The organism is Actinomadura rugatobispora (assembly GCF_042656285.1).
GTDB lineage: Bacteria > Actinomycetota > Actinomycetes > Streptosporangiales > Streptosporangiaceae > Spirillospora > Spirillospora rugatobispora.
Genome location: NZ_JBHSON010000032.1, coordinates 1 through 21,467, shown reverse-complemented (window position 1 = coordinate 21,467; position 21,467 = coordinate 1). Strand labels below are relative to the sequence as shown.

General features: G+C 68.6%; 16 protein-coding genes and 2 pseudogenes. 12 read left to right on the top strand and 6 right to left on the bottom strand.

The annotated features are described in order from the left end of the window. Window positions 1–46 precede the first annotated feature (46 nt). Both ACFPZN_RS22745 and ACFPZN_RS22740 read left to right on the top strand, forming a co-directional pair. Window positions 47–1,150 (top strand): annotated as a pseudogene (locus ACFPZN_RS22745) (IS701 family transposase). 221 nt (window positions 1,151–1,371) lie between these two features. After that, a protein-coding gene (locus ACFPZN_RS22740) for an IS5 family transposase (protein ID WP_378284110.1) occupies window positions 1,372–2,189 on the top strand; the annotation gives its coding sequence in 2 pieces (ribosomal slippage) (window positions 1,372–1,719 and window positions 1,722–2,189; 816 coding nt in all). A gap of 87 nt (window positions 2,190–2,276) precedes the next feature. Here the strand turns inward: ACFPZN_RS22740 and ACFPZN_RS22735 are convergent. The 4 genes and pseudogenes from ACFPZN_RS22735 to ACFPZN_RS22720 all read right to left on the bottom strand — a co-directional run bounded on the left by ACFPZN_RS22735 (window position 2,277) and on the right by ACFPZN_RS22720 (window position 6,153). Continuing rightward, window positions 2,277–3,230 carry a serine hydrolase gene (locus ACFPZN_RS22735; RefSeq protein WP_378284109.1) on the bottom strand — a complete coding sequence of 318 codons (954 nt, stop codon included), beginning with the start codon at window positions 3,228–3,230 and terminating at the stop codon, window positions 2,277–2,279. Window positions 3,231–4,503: 1,273 nt separating this feature from the next. Next, a complete protein-coding gene (locus tag ACFPZN_RS22730) occupies window positions 4,504–5,148 on the bottom strand; it encodes a substrate-binding domain-containing protein (RefSeq protein WP_378284183.1) in 645 nt (214 codons plus the stop codon). Window positions 5,149–5,201: 53 nt separating this feature from the next. Continuing rightward, a pseudogene (locus ACFPZN_RS22725) lies at window positions 5,202–5,288 on the bottom strand (hypothetical protein); the annotation flags it as partial. A 133-nt stretch (window positions 5,289–5,421) separates the two neighbouring features. After that, window positions 5,422–6,153, bottom strand: a complete 732-nt coding sequence (locus tag ACFPZN_RS22720) for a hypothetical protein (RefSeq protein WP_378284108.1) — start codon at window positions 6,151–6,153, stop codon at window positions 5,422–5,424. 458 nt (window positions 6,154–6,611) lie between these two features. Here ACFPZN_RS22720 and ACFPZN_RS22715 point away from each other — a divergent pair, with 458 nt between their 5' ends. Further along, window positions 6,612–7,517, top strand: coding sequence for a bile acid:sodium symporter family protein (locus ACFPZN_RS22715; protein ID WP_378284107.1), 906 nt, complete (start codon window positions 6,612–6,614; stop codon window positions 7,515–7,517). A 175-nt stretch (window positions 7,518–7,692) separates the two neighbouring features. Next, a complete protein-coding gene (locus tag ACFPZN_RS22710) occupies window positions 7,693–10,872 on the top strand; it encodes a BTAD domain-containing putative transcriptional regulator (protein WP_378284106.1) in 3,180 nt (1,059 codons plus the stop codon). Window positions 10,873–10,914: 42 nt separating this feature from the next. Here the strand turns inward: ACFPZN_RS22710 and ACFPZN_RS22705 are convergent, their stop codons facing one another. Next, complete coding sequence (locus ACFPZN_RS22705; RefSeq protein ID WP_378284105.1) at window positions 10,915–11,145, bottom strand: 2TM domain-containing protein; 231 nt, start codon at window positions 11,143–11,145, stop codon at window positions 10,915–10,917. A 125-nt stretch (window positions 11,146–11,270) separates the two neighbouring features. Between ACFPZN_RS22705 and ACFPZN_RS22700 the strand changes: the two genes are divergently transcribed. From ACFPZN_RS22700 to ACFPZN_RS22680, 5 genes are all read left to right on the top strand, one after another. Beyond that, entirely contained in the window at window positions 11,271–12,062 is a 792-nt protein-coding gene (locus ACFPZN_RS22700; protein ID WP_378284104.1) for an alpha/beta fold hydrolase, read from the top strand. Window positions 12,063–12,165: 103 nt separating this feature from the next. Then, window positions 12,166–13,410: an MFS transporter gene (locus ACFPZN_RS22695; RefSeq protein WP_378284103.1), complete on the top strand. Its 1,245-nt coding sequence runs from the start codon at window positions 12,166–12,168 to the stop codon at window positions 13,408–13,410. A gap of 140 nt (window positions 13,411–13,550) precedes the next feature. After that, the gene (locus ACFPZN_RS22690) at window positions 13,551–13,751 is read left to right on the top strand and encodes a hypothetical protein (RefSeq protein ID WP_378284102.1); all 201 of its coding nucleotides are present in this window, start codon (window positions 13,551–13,553) and stop codon (window positions 13,749–13,751) included. 348 nt (window positions 13,752–14,099) lie between these two features. Then, window positions 14,100–14,612, top strand: a complete 513-nt coding sequence (locus ACFPZN_RS22685) for an NAD(P)/FAD-dependent oxidoreductase (protein ID WP_378284101.1) — start codon at window positions 14,100–14,102, stop codon at window positions 14,610–14,612. 57 nt (window positions 14,613–14,669) lie between these two features. Further along, window positions 14,670–15,308, top strand: coding sequence for an IS3 family transposase (locus ACFPZN_RS22680; RefSeq protein WP_378284100.1), 639 nt, complete (start codon window positions 14,670–14,672; stop codon window positions 15,306–15,308). Window positions 15,309–15,350: 42 nt separating this feature from the next. Here the strand turns inward: ACFPZN_RS22680 and ACFPZN_RS22675 are convergent, their stop codons facing one another. Next, a complete protein-coding gene (locus ACFPZN_RS22675) occupies window positions 15,351–15,461 on the bottom strand; it encodes a hypothetical protein (RefSeq protein WP_464044043.1) in 111 nt (36 codons plus the stop codon). On the opposite strand from ACFPZN_RS22675, the gene ACFPZN_RS22670 reads away from it, so the two are divergent. The 3 genes from ACFPZN_RS22670 (at window position 15,417) to ACFPZN_RS22660 (ending at window position 21,349) form a co-directional block, all read left to right on the top strand. Further along, entirely contained in the window at window positions 15,417–20,549 is a 5,133-nt protein-coding gene (locus tag ACFPZN_RS22670) for an RHS repeat-associated core domain-containing protein (protein ID WP_378284099.1), read from the top strand. The two genes, ACFPZN_RS22675 and ACFPZN_RS22670, sit on opposite strands and share 45 nt — an antisense overlap. Window positions 20,550–20,597: 48 nt before the next feature. Next, a complete protein-coding gene (locus tag ACFPZN_RS22665; RefSeq protein WP_378284097.1) occupies window positions 20,598–20,924 on the top strand; it encodes a hypothetical protein in 327 nt (108 codons plus the stop codon). Between the two features lie 65 nt (window positions 20,925–20,989). Beyond that, the gene (locus tag ACFPZN_RS22660) at window positions 20,990–21,349 is read left to right on the top strand and encodes a hypothetical protein (protein WP_378284096.1); all 360 of its coding nucleotides are present in this window, start codon (window positions 20,990–20,992) and stop codon (window positions 21,347–21,349) included. Window positions 21,350–21,467: the final 118 nt, after the last annotated feature.

The following is a 21,467-nucleotide window of genomic DNA, read 5'->3' as shown; positions in this document are numbered from 1 at the left end:
GACAGGTCGTAGCATCAGCGCCTGATTCAGCGTTGATCATGGTGTGATGGCGGATGTGGCGTTGGGGTGGTCGACGGGGTTCGAGGCGTCCGTGGGCCGGTTCGCCGGCCGGTTCCCGCGGGTGGAGGCACGTCGTCGCATGGCCTCCTGCGTGCGCGGACTGCTGAGCGAGACCGAGCGCAAGAACGGGTGGACGCTGGCGGAGGCCGCCGGCGAGCCCGGCCCGGTGGGTATGCAGGGCTGCTGAACTTCTATGCGTGGGACACCAGTGGTCTGCGCGACGATGTGCGTGACGTGGTGGTCGAATTCCTGGGTGACGCGCGGCAGGGCGTGCTGATCGTGGACGAGACCGGCTTTCTGAAGAAGGGCGCGAAATCGGCGGGTGTTGCCCGTCAATACTCCGGTACCGCGGGTCGGATCGAGAACTCTCAGATCGGCGTGTTCCTGGCGTGTGCCTCGCCCGAGGGGCGGGCGCTGATCGACCGCGAGTCGTACCTTCCCAAGGGATGGACCGGGGACCGTGAACGGTGCCGGGAGGCCGGTGTGCCCGACGAGGTGGCGTTCGCGACCAAGCCGGCCCTGGCGCAACAGATGATCGAACGGGTGGTGCTGGGCGATGTTCCGTTCGGGTGGGTGACCGCGGATGAGGCCTATGGGCAGGACGCCAAGTTCCGGCTGTGGCTGGAGGCGTGCGATATTCCGCACGTTGTGGCGGTTCCCAAGTCGGCGATGGTGGTGGCGATGAATTTGACCAAGGTGCGGAGCCACCACGTCATCGCCGACCTGCCAGAGGCGGCGTGGAAACGTCTGAACTGCGGTGATGGAGCGCGGGGCCACGAGTGTCGGACTGGGCGGCGACCGAGATCCGCCCCTTGCGGCGGACCGGCTGGGGCCATTGGCGCTGGCCCGTCGCAGCATCAGCGATCCTTCCGACCTGGCCTACTGCATCTGCTTCGCAGGCGCCGACACCCCGATCGAGGAATGCTTCCAGGCCACTAAGAACGAGACCGGACTGGACCACTACCAGGTCCGCGGATATCTGGCCTGGTATCGGCACATCACCCTGTCCATGGCCGCCGCCGCTTTCCTTGTCATCGTCCGCGACGCCGCCAAAAAGAGGGCTCGGACCACACGGCACAGCCCTCATTGATCGCATTGAGCCTGAACGAGATACGCCGACTGTTCAACCGCATTACCGCACCGATCACCCACACCCTCGAACACACCCCCCCATTGGTCGACCTGGCGGCGACATAGTCAGATGCGCCCAGGTCAGCCACTACAAGAGACGCTGCACATAACAACCTGTCGTTGTCGTATTAGAGCGTCTCTCATATGGAGTGAGGCTGGCCTGCGGCACAATCGGTGCTTGTGGCCTCTGATCTCGCGCGGCGGCTGGTGCCTGATGAGTTGTGGGAGCTTGCCGAGCCGTTGATCCCGAAGTTCGTGCCGCGTCGGCAGGGTGGTGGGACGGTGGGAGTCGATGATCGTGCGGTGTTCACGGCGATCGTGTACGTGCTGGCCAGCGGGTGCGCGTGGCGGCATCTGCCTGCGGAGTTCGGGGTGAGTGTGCCGACCGCGCATCGTCGCTTCACCGCCTGGACCAAGGCCGGGCTGTGGCCCCGGCTGCACCATGCGGTGCTGGACGAGCTGGGTGCGCGTGGGCAACTGGACTGGGCTTCGGCGATCGTGGACGCCGCCGCCGTCCGCGTGGAAAAGAGGGCACGCTGACCGGCCCGAATCCGGTCGATCGGGGCAAGAAGGGCAGCAAAGTGCACGTGTTGACCGATGCCGCCGGGCTGCCGCTGGTGGTCGCGGTCTCGGCGGCCAACGTGCACGACAGCCAGGTGCTCAAGCCGCTGCTGATGGCCTTACCCGCGCTGCGTTCACGGCGCGGACCGCGCCGGCGGCGGCCGGAGAAGGTCCGTGCCGACAAGGCCTACAACTCAGCCGAGTATCGGGCCTGGCTGCGTGAACGAGGGATCGTGCCCCGCATCGCCAGGGCCGGCGTCGAATCCAGCGAACGTCTGGGACGCCACCGCTGGAAGATCGAACGCACCCTGTCCTGGCTGTTCGGATACCGGCGGCTGACCGTCCGCTACGAACGCCACGGCCATCTGTTCAACGCATTCCTCGTCCTCGCCGCCACCCTTACCTGCTACAAGAGACTCGCCAGGTTGGCCACATGAGACACGCTCTTACAAGATCATTTTTCGCACTGAGCGGATACCCCCGCCTCAGACAGTCCGGTATCAATGCGGGGCCTGGGACGCCGATCAGTGTGATCCCCGGCAGTAGGAGTTAGCGGGACGCTTGCCCTTGTCGCCGGGCAGTGCGGCCTGGGTGAATCGATAAGCGATCCGCGCGGTCTCCTGGACGTACTGGTTGACCTGGGCCTGGGAAAGGCCGGAGTAGGCGGTCGTGGTGGTGAGCGCGATTTCCCGGCCAGGCAGGGTGATGACCCCCGAGTCGTGGGAGACGTCGGCGAGTTCACCGGTCTTGTTCGCCAGGTGCTCGCGCGGGATCACAGCCCCGTACTTGGTGTTGACGAGTTGGCCATGCATCAGGTCCAGGATGTAGTCGCTGGACGATCGGGACACCAGCGTTCCGTCCCACAACTCCACGATGAGTTCGGTGACCTCGCCGGCGGTGATGTAGTTCTCCTGCAGCGGCGGCGTGGCGGGGTGGATCATCTTGCGGCCCAGCCACAGGCTCTCGTAACCGGCGGCGGCCAGGAACGAGTTGACGACGCCGAACCCTCCGGCCACGTCGATCAGGACGTTCGTGGCGGTGTTATCGGAAACCTGCACCATCAGCCGCATCAGCTCGTCGACGGTGATGTCGAGCGGGAACTCGCGGTTGCGCAGGGTGCCCGAGCCGCCCACGATGTTGCTCGACCCCTCCGGAATGTGCACGGACGTGTTCAGATCGAGTGAACCGCGGTCGACCGTGTCCATCAGCGTGGCCAGCAGCCCCAGCTTGATGACGCTGGCGGCCTTGACCCGCTCGTCGCCGCCCACCTTCAGGCTCGCGCCGCAGTAGCGTCCGGACAGGTCGGTGGCCGCGACCGACAACGTGATCCCCGTGTCGGCGGCGGCGTCGACAACGGCCTCCAGGTTGCTGCGCAACCGCTGCCAGGCACCTTCCTGCGGCGGGTCGGCGGCGGCCGGTGCCGCGAAGGAGATGACGAGCGTCCCGGCGAGGGCGGCGACGGCGAGGCTGTGGCGCATGCGATTCCTGCTCTCGTGACGGAAATGTGAGGTCTACGAGGGCACTTCATCGCTTCGGGGTTACCGCCGTGTTTCCAGGGATGACCTGCTCAGTTTCACCATGTCCAGGCGATACGGAGGGGTCTCGCCGGGGGACGGGCCCTTGACGTCGCGACCGTGAACCGCACGCTTCCGGTCACGGTGTGACCGGCGCGGTCGGTGATGGTCACGGTGAGCTCGTGCTCACCCGCGCCCGGCCATGACAGCGGGATCGGGGCGCCCAAGGTGGAGTTCAAGGTCGTGCCGCTCGTCTGCCACGACACCAGCACTCCGCCGAGCCGGCTCAAACTGCCACGGTTCCATCCGCTCGGCCCGGCGACCAACCGTCGGCAACTCTCCTCAACGAGCCCAGAACGGCGGGAAGGAAGTCCGGCTCTAGGAACGGAGGAGCGCATGTCGCGTCGCGTCCCAGCGCTGGCCAACCGCCGGTACTGCCCTCAGGCTGAATCACACGTGGCCGCCTGTGCGTCCCACCAAGGGGTTCGAATGCGTGGCGCAGGGGGGGACGTGGGCAGGCGTCCGAGCTCGGTCGGCGGCAGTGCTGCGACGGCTGACCGTCTGCAGGGCGGTCGCCGACGGCCGTGCCCTGGATGCCGGCCGCCGCGGCGGCCATCTGGATCACCACGGCATGCCTGTTGGGCGCCGCCGATGCCGCCTGGCCCGGGACCGGCCGAGCACGGGTGCGCGTGGAGGCGGTGTGCACCGGCTTGACCGCCGGCGCCGGAGCAGGCGCCGCCATCGCCCTGCTGCCGGCCTTCCGCTGCCAGGTACACCAGGAATCCGACACCGTCCGGCCCTGGTTCCAGGGCGGTGCCCGGCCAGCGCGCAGCGCGTTCTTGATCGGTCTGTTTCTAGGGCTCCTCGTTGGCGCGAGGCGCTGGCCACGCGGGACACGGGCAATGAGCAGGCCATGTAGAGAATGGCGGCGGAGAAGTCGCCGATCCGGCGCGCCTACTTCAGGGACGCGACGACTTCGGCGCGTTCCTCCGGGGTCTGCTGGTCCCTGATCAGACACCAGCACTGCCGGGTCTGGTCATCACCGGGGGACGCCTCCTTGATCTGGGTGAGGCGTGCGCGCAGGTCGGCCCGGGTGGTGTGGTTGGTGACCTCGACAGTTCCCGCATCCCACAGCGCGCAGGCAGTCCATGTTCAGGGTCTCGATGGGACCATCCCCACGTGCGCGGGGAGCAGACTCGCTGACCTGGTGTCCTGCCGGTCCGTGGTGTCGAGCTGTTCACAAAGGACTGATCACTGTGAAGCCTGGGCGCAGCACCACGCCCGATGTTGTGGTGCGCCGCGAATTTCCTGCGGTGCCCGGGCGCGGAGAATGGCATCCACAGCCTTCTCGGACTATGAGGTTGGATGGGAACAGGTGTGGGCCGTCTGGGGCCTCGCCGGTCATGATGCGTCGGAGGAGGGCGGCGGCGCGGCCCATGTCTTCGGCGCGGATGGAGATGCTGGTGAGCGGGGGTTCCCACATGGCGGCGACTTCGACGTCGACGCCGCCGATGATGCGCATGTCCTGGGGTGGGCGGAGCCCGATTTCGCGCAGGGCTCGCATGAGGCCGAACGCGATCGCGTCGCTGTGACACAGGACGCCGTCGGGCATTTCGTGGCCTGTGGTGAGCAGGCGGGCAGCGATGTCGTGGCTTGCGGTGGCGTTGTTGGGGGTGGGCGGGCACCAGTACCTATGACACTCTCGACGGCGTTCGCGCCGCGATCCGCACCGCCCTCCGCGCCAGCGGCCGACCTCCTCAGCGGAATCAGGCTCGACTCCGGAGATCTGGACAGATATTCGTGGAGGAGGCCGCCGAGGCGATCGTGTCGGATGACCTTGGTCTCGGAGTCGGTGGGCTCGGGGAGCGCCCGCAGCGGGCATGCCTGGTTCAGGGTCCGGTGTGGGCGATGCTCGTTGAAGTGGGCTTCGTGCTCGGCCAGGACCTTGCGCAGGTGCGCGGCGTTGAGGATGAGCGTCCGATCGAGTACCTCGTGACGTACGCTGCCGACGCACCGTTCCATGATCGCGTTCATACGCGGTGCCTGCGGCGCCGTGAGCACGATGCGCATGCCTTCGGAGCGGAACACCTCGTCGAACATGCCGGTGAACCTACGGTCGCGGTCCCTGATCAAGAACTTGAACCCGCCGACGCGTTCACCCAGGTCGAGCATGAGGTTGCGGGGGTTGCTGCGTGATCCACGGTCGGGTCGGGTGCGCGGTGACGCCCAGGACATGAAGCCGGCGGGCGGCGTGCTCGACCACGGTGAGCCAGTACAGGCGAGTCAAGGTGATGGTCTCGACCGTGAAGAAGTCGCAGGCCAGCATCCTCTCTGCCTGCGAGCGCGGGAACTGACCCCGGGTCGGTCCGCTGCCGCGCGGTGCGGGGTCGATGTCGGTCTTCTTGAGGATCGCCCACACCGTCGCCGGGGCGATGCGACGGCCGAGCTTGGCTGGCTCTCCGGCGATGCGACGGTATCCCCGCGTCGGATTCTCGGCGGCCATCCGGACCACCGGATCCCGGATGGTCGGGGAGGCAGGGGGGCGTCTCGGCCGTCTGCGTTTGTAGGTCCAGCGTCGTTTCACCAGATCCGCGTGCCAGTGCGGCAGGGTGCCGGGCGTGATGAGCATTCCGGTGCGCCGCCGCGAGGGCAGCGGCCGGACCAATGCCGAGATCAGCGCACGGTCGGCCCAGGAGAAGCGAGGTCGGGGCGTCTGTCGTTGCAGCACCGCCAGTCGGTGGCGCGGCACGAGAATCTCACAACCCCGATGCTGAACGCTCCTGGTGACCATGTCCGGCGAACCGTGAAACCCCAGCTCAACCGCCATGGCCGAGTTTTCGGCACCGACAAGGCTGGGGACCGGAATCTTGCGAGGGACGGCACCCATCGTGAGCAGAGTTGACGGCGATTACGCCGCCGACTCGGACTTGCTGTTCCCCGGTCCGGGCCGGGGAACAGCAACGTCGTCCTCTTCTGTGTTGGAGGAGGGGCGACCTGTGCGGCTGCTGGTGAAGGAGCGTGTTCGACGAGGTTGATGGCTTCTGCGCGGTTTTCGCCGGATCGGCAGCCTCTGAGGCGGCCGAAGACTCAGCGGGCGGCTCGCGGGCAGGGGCTCGAGCGTTGCCGCCCGGGTGGGCCGCGGCCGCCGGGCTCGGTCCTTGCTGTGGGCGGTGGCATGATGGGCGTTCATTAGGGGGAGACGCCGACGCGGGGCCCATGGGAAACCGGGTGCGGATCGTGCCCTTCTTGACGTTCACTGGATCGCCGAATCCAGTGGGCGTCAACTCATGAGGCCTAGTGTTCGCGCGGGAGTTGAATCATCATGGGCTGATTGGGGCGATGTACATGGTCTCCGAGCTGGTCGCGGCAGGTCTGCCCTACGCCCTCGGCGTCGTCATGCTGGGCCTGGGCCTCGGGTTGACCGTTGATGACTTTCTGCGGGTGGGGCGCCATCCGCGCGCGGCCGCTGCCGCGCTGTTGTGCCAGATCGTCGTCCTGCCGGTGATCTGCTTCGGCCTGGTCCTGGCGTTCCGGCTTCCTCCCGAACTGGCGGTGGGTCTGATGCTGGTGGCCGCGTCGCCGGGCGGCCCCACGGCGAACCTGTACAGCCATCTGTTCGGCGGGCACGTCGCGCTGAACGTCACGCTCACCGCGATCAACTCGGTGCTGGTCGTGATCACCTTGCCGATTGTGGTCAACCTGTCGACGGCGTACTTCCTGGCCGGCGGCGCCGAGGTCGGGCTCCAGACCGGCAAGGTGATCCAGGTTCTGACGATCGTGCTCGTGCCGGTCGCGATCGGGATGCTCGTGCGCGCGCGGGCTCCCCGGGTGGCGCGATGGCTGGACCGCCCGGCGCGGGTGCTGTCCATCCTGGTCCTGGTCGTGGTCATCTCCACGGTCCTGTACGGCCAGCGGAACGGCCTCGCCGATTCCTTCGGTTCGGTCGGCCCGGCCGTGCTGGCCTTCAACGTCGTGAGCCTGCTGGTCGGCTATGGTGTGCCCCGCTTCGTCGGAGCCGGTCACCGGGACGCCGCCGCGGCCGGGTTCGAGATCGGCATTCACAACACCGGCTTCGCCATGACGATCGCGCTCGGCCCGACGCTGTTGAACAACGCGGAGATGGCTCTCCCGGCCGTGGTCTACGGCATTGTCATGTTCTTCACAGCGGCCGGGTTCGGACGTCTGATCACGCGCCGTGATGTCCGCGAGCCCGTTCTTGTCGGGCGCACTCCGGTGGAGGAAGCCGGCTGACCCCCTCGGACGATCACTCGCCGTACGGCTGACCCGGCCGTACGGTCAGGCTGGACCCGGTTGTGACGGTCGGCCCATAATGAGTGATCTGTCGTCCATCCGGGGGTCGAACGGCGTGGTCGTGCCCAACCCACCGATCCGAGCCCACGTTGATGCGTCGTCGGGGGCCGGTCCGGTGCGGCTGCGGATCCTCGGCCCGCTGCGCGTATGGCGCGACGGAGCCGAGCAGGACGTCGGCCCACGGCAACAGGCCTATCTGCTGGCGCTGCTCCTCGCCGGCGTCGGCCAGCCGGTCACGACGAGTGAACTGATCGATCTGATCTGGGGTGACGACCCGCCCGCCAGCGCGCTCAACGTCATCCACAAGTACGTCGGCGGCCTGCGCCGTCTGCTCGAACCCGCGATCGGCGCCCGGGGAACCAGCTCCTACCTGCAGCGCAGGGGCAACGCGTATGTGCTCAGCGCCGGTCCCGGCGCCCTGGATCTGGTCGCTTTCAGAGAACTCCTCAAGGCCGCGGCGGCGAGCCTGGCCCACGGGCAGGACGAGCGGGCGCTCGACCACTACGTCGAGGCGCTCGGACTCTGGCGGGGGCCTGCGGGGGACGGATTCGCCCACGCAACGGCCGCGATGGCAGTCTTCTCGGCCATCGACGAGGAGTTCTTTTCGGCCTGCACCGCCGCCGCGGATCTGGCCGTGTCGCTGGGCCGACCGGACCGAGTGCTCCCCGCGCTGCACCTTGCCGCGCGGATGGAGCCGTTCCACGAACCCGTCCAGGCCGCACTCGTCTCGACGCTCGGCGCGGCGGGCCGTCAGGCCGAGGCGCTGTCGGCCTTCGGCGCGTTCCGGGACCGCCTCAGCGAGGAACTCGGCATCGAACCGGGTCCGGCGCTGCGAGCCGCGCACCTGCGCGTGCTCACACAGGCCTCGACGTCCTCCCCGGCGATGAACCGGGCTCCCGAGAGCGGAGGTTCCGGTCTGGTCGGGCGGACCGAGGAGCTCGCGGTGCTGCGGCAGGCCGTGCAGGACGCCCTGAACGGCCGTACCGGGCTCGGCATCGTCGAAGGCGAACCGGGTGTCGGCAAGAGCAGCCTCCTGGAGGAGGCCGCCGCCGACGCCGGACGGCGCGGCGCGCTCGTCGTCTGGGCCGCGTGTCTGGAAGGCGACGGAGCGCCCGCGATGTGGCCGTGGGAACAGACGCTCACCCTCGTGCTCGACATCCTGCCGGCGCAGGCACGCGAGAAGTGGAGGAGCAGCGATCTCGGCGTCCTGCTGGGCTCACCCGACGGCACCCCGCCCGTGCTCACCGGCAGCCGCGGTCAGTTCCGCCTGTTCGAGCAGGTCGTCGGCGTCATCGGTCAGGCCGCCGCCCAGCAGCCTCTGCTGCTCATCGTCGATGACCTCCAGTGGGCCGACGCCACCTCGCTCCAGCTGTTCGGCCATCTGGCCGGCCGTTTGCCGGCCCGTTCCGCGATGATCGGCTCGCTCCGCGACCGGGCGCCCGTACCGGGCTCCGACCTCTCCCGGGTCCTGGCGGCCGTCAGCCGGCTGCCCGGCCACCGCAGGATCGGGCTCGGCCCGCTCGGCCCGGACGACGTCGCCGAGCTGATCCGCCGCGAGACCGGCCGTGAACCGGACGCGGACGTCGCCCGCGACATCCATGCCCGTACCGCCGGCAACCCGTTCTTCGTCCGCGAACTGTCACGGCTTCTCCACGACGACGGCGGCGGGCTCGGCGATGGCACGTCCCGGATCGGGGTGCCGTCCACGGTCCGCGACGTCGTTCGCGATCGGATGGCCGACCTCGACCCCGACGCGGGTGAGCTGCTGCGGATCGCCGCGCTCATCGGCCGCGACGCCGAGCTCCGGCTGCTCGCGAGCGTGGCCGGGATCGACGTCGCGACATGCCTCGAACTCCTCGATCCGTTGCGTGCGCTCGGCATGCTGGAGCCGAGGCCGGATGACCCGTTCTCCTTGCGCTTCTCGCACGACCTGGTCCGCGAGTCCGTCACCGAGACGATGGCGCACCAGCAGGCCATCAGGCTGCACCTGCGCATCGCGGACGCGCTCGAGGACGGCGACGTCGACGATGAGGCCGTCACCGAACGGCTCGCCCACCACCTGGGAGCGGCGGGTCCTCTCGCCGACCCGGTCCGCGCGGCGGAGGCGATGAAGCGTGCGGGCCGGCGGGCGACGGCCAAGTTCGCCTTCGCCGCCGCCGACCGGTACCTGCAGGAGGCCGCCCAGATCGCCCGGACGGCGGGGCTCCCGGAACTGGAGCTGTCGGCGCTCTCGCTGCTCGCCATCGCCCCGCGGCGGCAGGCCGGATACGGCGGGACGACGTTCGACCTGCTGGAGCGGGCGGAACAGCTGGCCCGCCGGCTCGGCCGGGACGCCGAGGCCGCGGGCCTCCTGTTCGCCCGCCTCTTCGGGGCCTACACCTTCTTGGAGTGGAACCGGGAGGACCTGGTCCGCCGGCTGTCCGAGCAGGGCAGGGCGTCCAGCGATCCGGTCGTCCAGGTGTACGGTCGGCAGGCCCTGGGCCTGCACCAGTGGGACGTCGGCGACATCGGCGCGGCCTACCGGTCCTTCGGCGACAACGACCGCGCCATCCGCGAGGGGGCGGCTTCCCCCGAGCGGGACGACACCCCGATCCGGCGCGACGTCTCGGGCGAGTGGCCGGGTTGGCAAGCCGTCGTGACCGCGCTGCACGGCGACGTCGAAGCCGCCGCCGCCATGATCGACAGATGGAACGGCCCGGCCGACGGGTATGCCGTCGCGACGTGGGCCTACTACATGACCATGATCGCTTCCATGGCGGGTGATGCCGCCTGGGTGATCCGGGTGGTCGACCGATGGATCGCCGTGGGCACCGGCCGCCTCGCCATCCAGCAGGAGCACTATGTCAGGCTGGACTGGTACTGGGCGCGTGCCCTCACCGGCGACGACCCGATCGGGATCTCGGAGGAGGCCGAACTGCTCCTGGCCTCGACCCTGACCGACCCGCCGCGCTTCGGCATCGCTTACCACCTCGCGCTGATCGCCGAGATGTGGCTGGCCGCCGGCGTGCCGGACCGGGCCGAGAACGCCCTCGACCGGGCGGACCGGGCTCTGGAGGCCCACGGCCAGCGCTACGCGGAGGGCCTGGTCCGGCTGCTGCGGGCACGCCTGCTCCAGGCCCGCGGCGAACCCGTCCACGTGGTGAGGGCCGCCACCGAAGCCGCCCGCGACTGGTCGGCCGAGCACGAGACCCACCTCTTCGCCCGGCGCGCCCAGGAACTCCTGGACGGTCTCGACCCGGTTCCTGGCCGTCTCACCACGGCGGCGGCTTCGGCGCCCAGCGAGAACCACGGGTAGCGAACAGGACGGCGCGGCCGGCACGATCAGGGCGGCCTGAGGTCAGATCCCGGGTCGGGACGGCCGGTACACCGCCCAGGCATGGAAGCCCAGCCCGACGCCCCAGCCGATCATCGACCACAGCGGCCAGAAGAAGTGTTCCGGGGTGACGAGCCACCACACCACGATCTGGGCCGCGACGCCCACGACGTAGGCGATGAAGTCGGCCCGGAAGCCCCATTTCTGAGCGTTCTTGCTCGGCGTTCGCATGCCCGCAGGTTCCGTGGTTCGCATGGCCCGCACGCTAGGGAACGGCACTGGACGACGAGTGAACCGGCCGTTCAGCGATCGTCAAGTCCGCGGACCGACGATCGTCCTGCGTCCGAGAGACGAACGCGTCGTTCCTGAAAGGCACCTCGATGCCCACTCGCAGATCGGTACTCGCCGGATCCACCGTCGCCGCCACCGGAGCCCTGCTCGCGGCCGCGGCCCCGGCGCAGGCCCGCCCGGCCGGCAAGCCCAAGCCGACCGTGGTCCTCGTCCACGGCGCGTTCGCCGACGCGTCGGGCTGGAACGACGTCGCGGCCCGCCTCATCCACGATGGCCATCCGGTCATCGCGCCCGCGAACCCGCTGCGCGGCGTGTCCTCCGACTCGGCCTACCTCGCCAGCGTCCTGGCGACGCTCAGCGGCCCGATCGTCCTGGCCGCGCACTCCTACGGCGGGATCGTCATCACCAACGCCGCCGCCGGGAACCCCAACGTGAAGGCGCTGGTCTACGTGGCGGCGTTCATGCCCGACGAAGGGGAGACGCTCCTGGGCCTGCAGACCAAGTTCCCCGGGAGCAGGCTCAACGAGGAGGCGCTGGACTTCCGCCCCCACGGCGGCGGCCTGGTCGACGGCTACATCAAGAAGGAGTTCTTCCGCGACGTCTTCGCCGGCGACGTGCCGCGGCGGACCGCGGAGCTGATGCAGGCCGGCCAGCGTCCCGCCGACACCCGGACGCTCGGGGAGCCGTCCGGTGCTCCGGCGTGGAAGACGATCCCGTCCTACTACCTCGTCGCCCGTAAGGACCAGGTGCTCCCCGCCGCCGCACAGCGGTTCATGGCAGAGCGGGCAGGGGCCAAGAGCGTCGAGGTCACCGCCTCGCACGTTGCGATGATCTCCCAGCCCGAGGCCGCCGCCGACCTGATCCGGCGCGCGGCGCGCTGACCCGCGCGCAGTCGGCGACGTCCGAACGGGCCGTCGCCGACATGGTGACCCGGGCCGTCGGCTACTGGAATACCGGCGGCCGGATGACGCTGAAGGAGACGACGTGCATGAACAAGCGTACGGAGGACAGTGCGTCCTGGAGGAGAAACGGCACCGCGCGGACGCGAAACCCAAGGGAAGTCCCAAGGCGGCGCTGGCCGCTCTGGCGCTGGGCACCTTCGCGATCGGCACCGGTGAGTTCGGCAGCAACGGGATCATCCAGCTGTTCGCCTCCGACCTGGACGTGTCACTCCCCGTCGCCACCTACGCCATCACCGCCTACGCCATCGGTGTGGTGGTCGGCTCGCCGGCGATCACCCTGCTCGCCGCCCGGGTCAACCGGCGCACGCTGCTGCTCGGCCTGATCGGCCTCTTTCTCGCCGGCAACGCGCTGTCGGCGCTCGCGCCGAACGTCGCGCTGCTCATCGTCTTCCGGTTCGTCACCGGCGGCGTGCAGGGCGCCTTCTTCGGCGCCGGCGCCGTCGTCGCCGCCTACGTGTACGGCCCCGGCCGGGGCGGCAAGGCGTTCGCCACCGTGATGGGCGGACTCACCATCGCCACCATCGTCGGATCGCCGCTCGGCACCTTCATCGGCCAGCAGGCCGGCTGGCGCGCGATGTACTGGACCGTGGTCGCCGTCGGCCTGGCCGCCGGCGCGGCACTGGTGGCCTGGCTGCCCCGCACCGACGATCTCCGCGGCGGCTCCGTCCGGAACGAGCTGGACGGGCTCCGCCGGCTCAACGTCTGGCTGATGGTCGCCGTCGCGTCGCTCGGGATCTCCAGCATCTTCGCCGTCTACACCTTCATCGGCCCCTTCGTCACCGACGCGGCCAAGCGTGATCCCGCGCTGATCCCGATCGCCCTGGCCGTCTTCGGCCTCGGCATGGCGGCCGGCAACCAGCTCGGCGGGCAGGTGGCCGACCGTTTCGAACACCGTGGCCTGATCTGGGGTTACGGCGGTGCCCTGGCCCTCCTGGTGCTCATCGGAGCCGCCGGGACGCATCTGCTCGTCCTGATGCCATGCCTGTTCGGGGTCGGCGCCACCATGATGTTCGCGATCCCCACCATCCAGGTCCGGCTGACGGCCGCCGCACCGGACGCTCCGACCCTGATGGGGGCGCTCAACCTCGCCGCACTCAACCTGGCCAACTCCCTCGGCGCCATCGGCGGGGCGGTCACCCTCGCCGCCGGCTGGGGAACCCTCTCGACGGTCTGGGCGGGGTTCGTCCTCACCGCCGCCGGCCTGCTCCTCTACACCATGACCGCCGTACGCACGCGGCGGACGTCGCGGCTCGCCGTCGCGGCCTGACCCGAGGAAGGGAGCGCTCATGAACGACGACACGCAGGGCGGGCCCGTCCTGGACGAGGAGCAGTTCCGCTGGCGGGCGGGCCGAGTCCGGCCGGAACCAGTACGCCTCCTACGACTTCTTCCTGCTCTGGACAGTGGTCGTGGATCTGGTCAGGGACGCGACCGCGATCGAGCCGGAGCGCCCGATCTACCAGGGAGGCCCCGGCGACATCCTCGGCGAGCTCAACCTCCTCACCGGCCAGAACGTCTATCTGACCGCGCGGGGGAATCCGCCGGGACGGTCGTCCGGATCAGACCGGCGACGCTGCGCCGTGCCCTCGCCGAGCACGCCGACACCCTGATCGAGGTATTCCGGGAACGGCGCGAGACCATCCGGTCCGCGGGCGGCAGCGCCCTGGAGATCGTCGGCTCACCCGGTACGGGCACTTCGTTGGAACTGCGCGCGTACCTGGAGCAGTTGCTCCTGCCGATCTTCTGGCTCGACGCCACCTCGGTCTCCGGCCTCGCCCTGATGCGGACCGAGGGGCTCGACGAAGACGATCTACCAGCCGCCGTCCTGCACGGCGCGGTGCTGCGCCGCGCGACGCCCGGGACGATCGCGCAGGCCCTCGGTCTCACCTGCCGTTCCGGAGGCCCCAGCCCGCCGCGCTGGCCACCGCCGTCTACGGCGCCTCCGAGGCCCCGCCACCGTGCTGCTAGGCCGCGGCGGGCAGGCCGCCAAGAGCGCCCGGATCGAGAACTACCTCGGCTTCCCGCACGGGATCAGCGGGGAGGCCCTGGCCCGGCCGGCCATGGTGCAGGCGCTCAAGTCCGGCGTGCGGATCCAGCGAGGCCGCGGGCCTCGACCTCGCCGACGGGCGCCGGCCGGCCGTCCTGCTGGACGACGGCACCCGGATCGAGGCCCGCGCGGTGATCGCCGCTACCGGCGCCTCGACGTGCCCCGCTGGGCGGCCTTCGAGAAACGGGGCTGCATCCACCACGCGGCGACCGATCTGGACGTCCGCGGATACGGAGACCATCCGGTCGCGGTCGTCGGCGGCGCCAACTCGGCCGGGCAGGCGGCGCTCTCCCTCGCCCCCGGGATGTCGTCCTACCTGGTCGACCGGATCCGGGCCCCCGGATCCGGCTGCGCACAGGGTCGGGTGGAGGCTCGATTCCCTGAGAGGATCGAGTCATGGCCGTCCGTCCCGTTATCCCCCTGAGCTGCGCAATCGTGCGGTCCGTATGGTTTCCGAGGTTCGGCCGGACTATCCGACCGAGTGGTCGGCGATGAAGGCCGTCGCGGCCAGGCTGGGCGTCAAGCACGGTGCGCAGCTGGGTGCGTAAAGCCGAGGTCGACGCCAGCGCCCGGCCGGGGACCACGACCGGGGAATCAGCGGAGCTCAAGCGGCTCAGCGCGAGAACGCCGAGCTGAAGCGGGCGAACGAGATCCTCAAGGCCGCGGAGGGTTTCTTCGCGGCCGAGCTCGACCGGCCACACAAGTACTGATCGCGTTCAGGAAGGTGTTCGGGGTCGAGCCGATCTGCCGTGTCCTCAGCGCGCACGGCACCAAGATCGCCCCCTCCACCTACTACGCCGCCAAGTCGCGTCCGGCCTCGGCCCGGGCGGTCCGCGACGAGCGGCTCAAGACCGAGATCACACGCATCCACCAGGACAACTACCGGGTCTACGGCGCCCGCAAGGTCTGGCGGCAGCTGCAACGCAAGGCCACCGGGTGGCGCGCTGCACGGTGGAACGCCTGGTGCGCGAACTTGGCCTGCATGGCGCCCGCCGCGGCCGCAAGGTCGGGACCACCGTGCGCGACGACAGGCACCTACGCGCGGCTACGCCCCACCCGACGAATACGAGGCCGACTACTTCAACAACCACACAGAACCGCAGGTCCAGTCACAACCTAGAGTGATGTGCCCCGAGTTCCGTGGTGTCGCGTTACCGGAATCTCATGCCAGTTGCTGGGCTGAGTGGAGTCTTTCGTACTCCACCGGGCTGAGCATCCCGAGCGCGCTGTGGCGGCGTCGGCGGTTGTGGAAGATCTCCAGGTATTCGAAGATCGCATTCGCGAGCTCGATGCGGGTCTTCCAGCGCTGCCGGTTGACGCCGACGGCAATGTGGTCAAGGACCAGGTCTCCGACACCGTCGCCGACGGCGAACCCCGCGTCACCACCTACGACTACGACCTCTACAACCGGGTCGAGAAGGTCACCGACGCCCACGACCACGAGACCGCCTACGACTACGACCGCTTCGGCAACGTGGTCGCGATGGTCGACGCCGCCGACAACCGCTACGAATACGCCTACACCTCGCGCAACTCCCTCGCCGAAGTTCGGCTGCGCGACTTCGACGGAGACCCCGAAGGCGCCCCCGGCACCGGTGACTACCTGGTCGTCAACCGCTACCTCTACGACTACGCCGGCCGCCTGGCCAGTGACATCGACGCCATGGGCCGCAAGGTCGACTACACCTACTACGGCGACGGCCTGCCCAAGAGCACGATCCTGCGCGACTTCCGCAACCCCGACGAAACCAAGCGCGACTACATCCAGGCCACCATCGAGCACGACGGCGCCGTTAACCCCACCAGGCAGACCAGCGCCAACGGTATGACGGTCGTCGAGAACGTGTACGACAGGGTCGGCCGCCTGGAGTCGGCCACACTCGACCCGGGAAGACTGAACCGCCGGCTCGCCTACCGGTACGACGCGGCCGGCAACGTCACCAAGGAGACCCGCTCCGGCAACGCGTCCAACGTGACCTGGGCGACCCCCGCCGTCGGCGACAGCGTCGACTACACCTACGACGGCCCCGGCCGCATGACCACCGCCACCGTCACCGACGGCACCACCAGCAGGGTCACCGGCTACGCCTACGACCAACGCGACCTGCTCACCGCCGTCACCGACCCCCGCGGCAACGCCCCGGGTGCTGACAAGACCGCCTTCACCACCACCTACACCAACGACGAACTCGGCCGTCTCATCAAGACGACCTCCCCACCCGTCGCGGTGGAGAACAACGGCGGCCAGCCCGCCACCGCCCGCCCCGAAACGGTCGCCGGCTACAACGCCTTCGACGAGCAGACCGAGGTCAAGGACCCCAACGGCAATACCAGTCGCACCGAGTACGACCGCCTTGGTCAACCGGTCAAGCAGATCGCCCCCGCCTACAGCCCACCGGGATCCACGACCCAACTCACTCCGACGACGGTCACGCACTACGACCCGCTGGGGCGCGTCAGCAAGGTCGTCGATCCCCGGCAGAACGACGTCCGCTACAGCTATGACCGGCTCGGACGCGTCAACACCGTGGACGAGCCGCACACGTCCAACGACGATCGCGTTCAGTGGAGGTACACCTACACCCGCACCGGCGAGGTCCTGTCCACCATCGACCCCACCGGCGCCCGCACCGAAGCGACCTATGACGACCTCGGGCGTCCTGTGACCAGCACTCGCATCGAGCGACGCCCGACGCCGGCCGCGTACACGAGCCGAGCGGGCTATGACGACGTGGGCAACCTGCTGACCACCACCAGCCCGACCGGTGTCACCACCACCAGCACTTACGACACCCTGGGTCAGCTGACCAAAACCGTTGACGGCGCGGGAGTCACGAGCCAGGTCGGTTACGACCACGCGGGCCGCCAGGTCCGTAGCAGCGATGCCCTCAACCGCACGACAAGGCTGACCTACGACCCGTTCGGTGACCTGGTCCGCACCACCGACCTGAAACCGGACGGCACCGGACTCCGCGAGCGTTCCTCCGCCTACGACCTGTCGGGCAATCCCACCAGGACGACCGATGCGTTCGGCCGCTCGACGACCTTCCAGTACGACTCGCTGAGCCGGTTGGTGAAACAGGTCGAACCCGTTGGCGACACCGAGTCGATCACCACGACGTTCGGTTACGACGCTGCCGGGAACCGAACCAGGTTCACCGACGGCCGCGGCAACTCCACCGTCTACACGGTCAATTCTCTGGGCCTGGCCGAGTCGATCACCGAGCCGGCCACCGCCGCTCATCCGCAGCCGTCCGACCGTACCTGGACCACCTCGTACGACGAGGCCGGCAACCCAGTCAAGATCACAGCCCCGGGCGGAATCATCCGGCGGCGCACTTTCGACCCGGCCCAGCGGCTGCTCACCGAGACTGGCTCCGGCACAGCGTCGCCGACCGCCGAGCGAACCCTCGCCTACGATGCTGCCGGCCGCCTCACCAAGGTCGGTTCAGGGACGGGGACCAATCTCTACAGCTATAGCGACCGGGGCCTGCTCTTGTCGGCCGACGGACCGTCCGGATCGGCGAGTTGGGATTACAACGGCGACGGCCAGATGACCACCCGAACCGACGCGTCCGGCGCGGCGACGTTCGGCTATGCCGGCGGCCGCCTCAGGACCGTCCAGGACGGCATCACCGGAACGACCCAGACGATCGGATACAACCCCGCCGGACAGCCCAACAAGATCGATTATGGTGCGGGCCGACTCCGTACCGCCGGTTACGACGACCTCGGCCGCCCCGTCACCGACACCCTCGAGAACGGCCAGGGGAGCGTCGCCGCCTCGATCACCTACAACTACGACGACAACGATCGCCTCACCGGCAAGACCACTGCCGGACTGGCCGGAGCAGGAGAGAACACTTATGGCTACGACCATGCCGGCCGCCTGACCTCCTGGTCCTACAACGGCACCGAGACCCTTTGCCAATGGGACGCCGCCGGAAACCGCACCAAAGCCGGCGCTGCCAGCGCCACCTATGACGAGCGCAACCGCCGCCTCACCGACGGAAACGCCACCTTCGCCTACACCCCACGCGGAACCCTGGCCACCGGCACCGGCACCGACTACACATTCGACGCCTTCGACCGGCTTCTTGCGGCGGGGAACACCACCTACACCTACGACGCCCTCGACCGGGTCGCCACGCGCAACGACATCGCCCTCTCCTACGCGGGCCTGGAGAAGGACCCCGTACGGGACGGCGTCAACGGTTATGCCCGCGGGCCTTCCGGCGGACTGCTGGCCACCGGCGGCGTCGCCGGCCCGCGCATCACGCTCTCCGACCGGCGTGGCGACGTGATCGGCGGCTTCGCCCCCGACAACACACTCGGCTCGGTGACCGAATCCACCGCCTACGAACCATTCGGGCAGCCCATGGCGAGATCGGGCGGGGCACTGGGGATCGGCTACCAGGGCGACTGGACCGACCCCGGCACCGGCCAGGTCAACATGCACGCCCGCTGGTACGAACCCAAGAGCGGAGCCTTCACCAGCCGCGACGACTGGACACTCGATCCCGCAGGCGGCTCGATCGGCGCCAACCGCTACACCTACGCCAACGGCGACCCGCTGAACATCACCGACCCCACTGGCCACTGGGGCATCCCGCTGGGGGGACTGGTACGCCGCGTCGGCAGGGCCATCAAGAGGATCGTCCAGCATTTCCGGCCGGGCCCGGACAGATGGATCGTCAAGCCCGAACCGCCGAACTATCCGCCCGACGGGTGCGGAGGAAACTGCAACGACCGTCGTGGCAGTGGAGGGGGCAACTCGGGTGGCGGAGGCGGAGGCGGCGGTGTCGGCCACGGACCGTCCCGGAGTGGCTCGTCTGCGGCGGCGGTAGCGGCGGCGCGCCACCGCGCCCAGCAAGCACGTACCGACGCTGCCAAGGGTCGGGAACGCCGGAAGGCGCAGCGCGTCTCGGTTCCCATCCCGCAGAAGGTCCGCGGGCCTGGCTACGCCGACCAGCGCCAGCGGATCAGTACGGGGCCGGGCCGTGCACCCGGCAGGACGGGCGCCTCCCACCATGTCGTCCGCGACACCGAGGGCTCGCTCACCGACCTGCGGAAGCAGGCCGTGGCCGCGGTCGGCGACCCCGTGGGCACGCAAGGCCCCGCCGCACAGGGGCCGCCCGCCGCCGGGGGATCGGGGGCATCCGGCTCAGGGGGCGAAGGTGGCGGTGGAGGCACCCACGGCTTCTTCGGCTGGGGCTCCACCGACGGCCAAGGCAAGCACTCCTGGGAGAAGACGCTCAAACAGGTGACCGAGTTCACCACCGGTTTGTCGCTGGCCTTGATGGGAGCCACCACGCCGCTGGGCCCCATCCTGATGATTCCGGGGGTCAAGGACGCCCTCATGAAGCCCGTGGGCCTGGACGCCGACTCCGGAGCCTTCAAGGCAGGCGAATACGCCTTCGACGCCGTCAGCCTCGTCGCAGGCGGCGGTACCGGCGCGGTGAAGGTCGGCGGGAAGCTCGCCGGCAAGGCCGGCGACTTCCTGGCAGGAGGCCTGCGTCCATGCACCACCAAGAACAGCTTCGTCACCGGCACCCCCGTACTCATGGCCGACGGCAACTACAAATCCATCGAAGACGTCGACGTCGGTGACGAGGTCCTGGCCGCCGACCCCGAGACCGGCAAGGAACAAGGCCGGCGCGTCACCGCCCTCATCCCGGGCGAAGGCACGAAGAACCTCGTCAAGATCACCATCGACACCGACGGCACCCGTGGCGACAAGACCGGCACCATCACCGCCACCGACGAGCACCCCTTCTGGGTCGAAGGCAACCGCGGCTGGACCAAGGCAATAGACCTCAAGCCCGGCATGTGGCTTCGCACCAGCGCCGGCACCCACGTCCAGATCACCGCCACCAAGACCTGGAAGCAATCGCGTCGTGTCCACAACCTCACCGTCGAGATCGATCACACCTACCATGTCCAGGGCGGTGAGAGAAGTGTTCTAGTACACAATTGTGCAGACGATATAGTTGAATTCGTGCACGGTACGCGTGCACGGTTCGCGGACGACATCGAAGTCAATGGGGTCACGGAAGCGGCGCTCAGGAAGAATGATAAAGGGTCGCGCAGGTCTGGAAGTTTTCATACGTTCAAGTTGGATCCGGCGGAGCCAGTAGCAAACATCCAGCAGGCACACTTCTGGGGTCAGCGGGTGAACGTGGGGCAAGGCGAGGTTTGTGTTATCGTTTGTAGACTGCCGCGCTCTGTCGTCGATGAGTTGGAGGAGGGGCGCCTGCTGTTGCCGGGAGGCATAGAAGGCGAATGGGTGTTCAAGCCCGGGGCGTTCGACGTTATCAATCGATACCGAGATGACTGGGAATATATTAGATGGGATAAGTAGTTGAGCAATGGGAGATCGGGGCGGAAGTATTCGCCGGACGATATACCTGTGAGCTTGCTGCCTACGGCGGAGAGTAGAGGTGGGTACTGGTCGTTCTCGTGGAATATCTCGGCCCCTCGGGCGGTCGATCTTCTAGGTTTCAGGCTACCTGTGCCTGCTGTGGAGTTCTTTGAGCCGGTTTTCGTTTCGCTGATCGGAACGGATGGCGGGCTCAGGCTTGAAGTGCTGGAGCCGGGCGACGTCATCTCTCCAGCAGGACTGATCTACGCGTCGCTCGTCGTTAATTCCCTCCGGCGCTTTTATGGTGGCGGCATTGCTGTTGATGGAGACGTCAATAATGCACTGTTCTTCGTCTCTTCGCGTACGGGCGATTGAGTCTCCTCGTCCTGCGGAGTTTGCGCAGAATGCGCCAGTAATCTCGCGGTCGTCCGGGTGTTCGGTTGACCGATCGGGTGAAGGACGCTGAGATTCCGGTATTGCGGCATCAAGTCACGGCGCTGGAGCGCCAACTGGACACGGCGGGGGTGCGGTTCACCGGTCCGGACCGGGCACTGCTCGCGGCGCTGCTGTACCGGTCGTTTCCCGCTTCACTGCGGCGGATGCGCCTCCTGGAACGGCCGGAGACGGTGCTGCAGCTCAGCGGCATCTCGCTGAACCTGGACGAGAGAGACTTGGCCCAGGGGAGCATCGACAGCTTCGATCTGCTTGAGGTCGCGCTCCTGGAACGGCGGTTGGAGGGGTTACGGGTGCCAAAGGTCTCGACGTCACTGCACAGGCGCCTCCTGGTGCTCCAGATGTAGATCGCGATCTTGCTGGTTAAGGGCGTTTGGAAGCAGGACGGCCACCGCGTGATCATCGTTGTTTGTGAGGACAAACGAAAACCGGGCGGTGGCCGCTGGCCACAGCGTAGACCCTGGC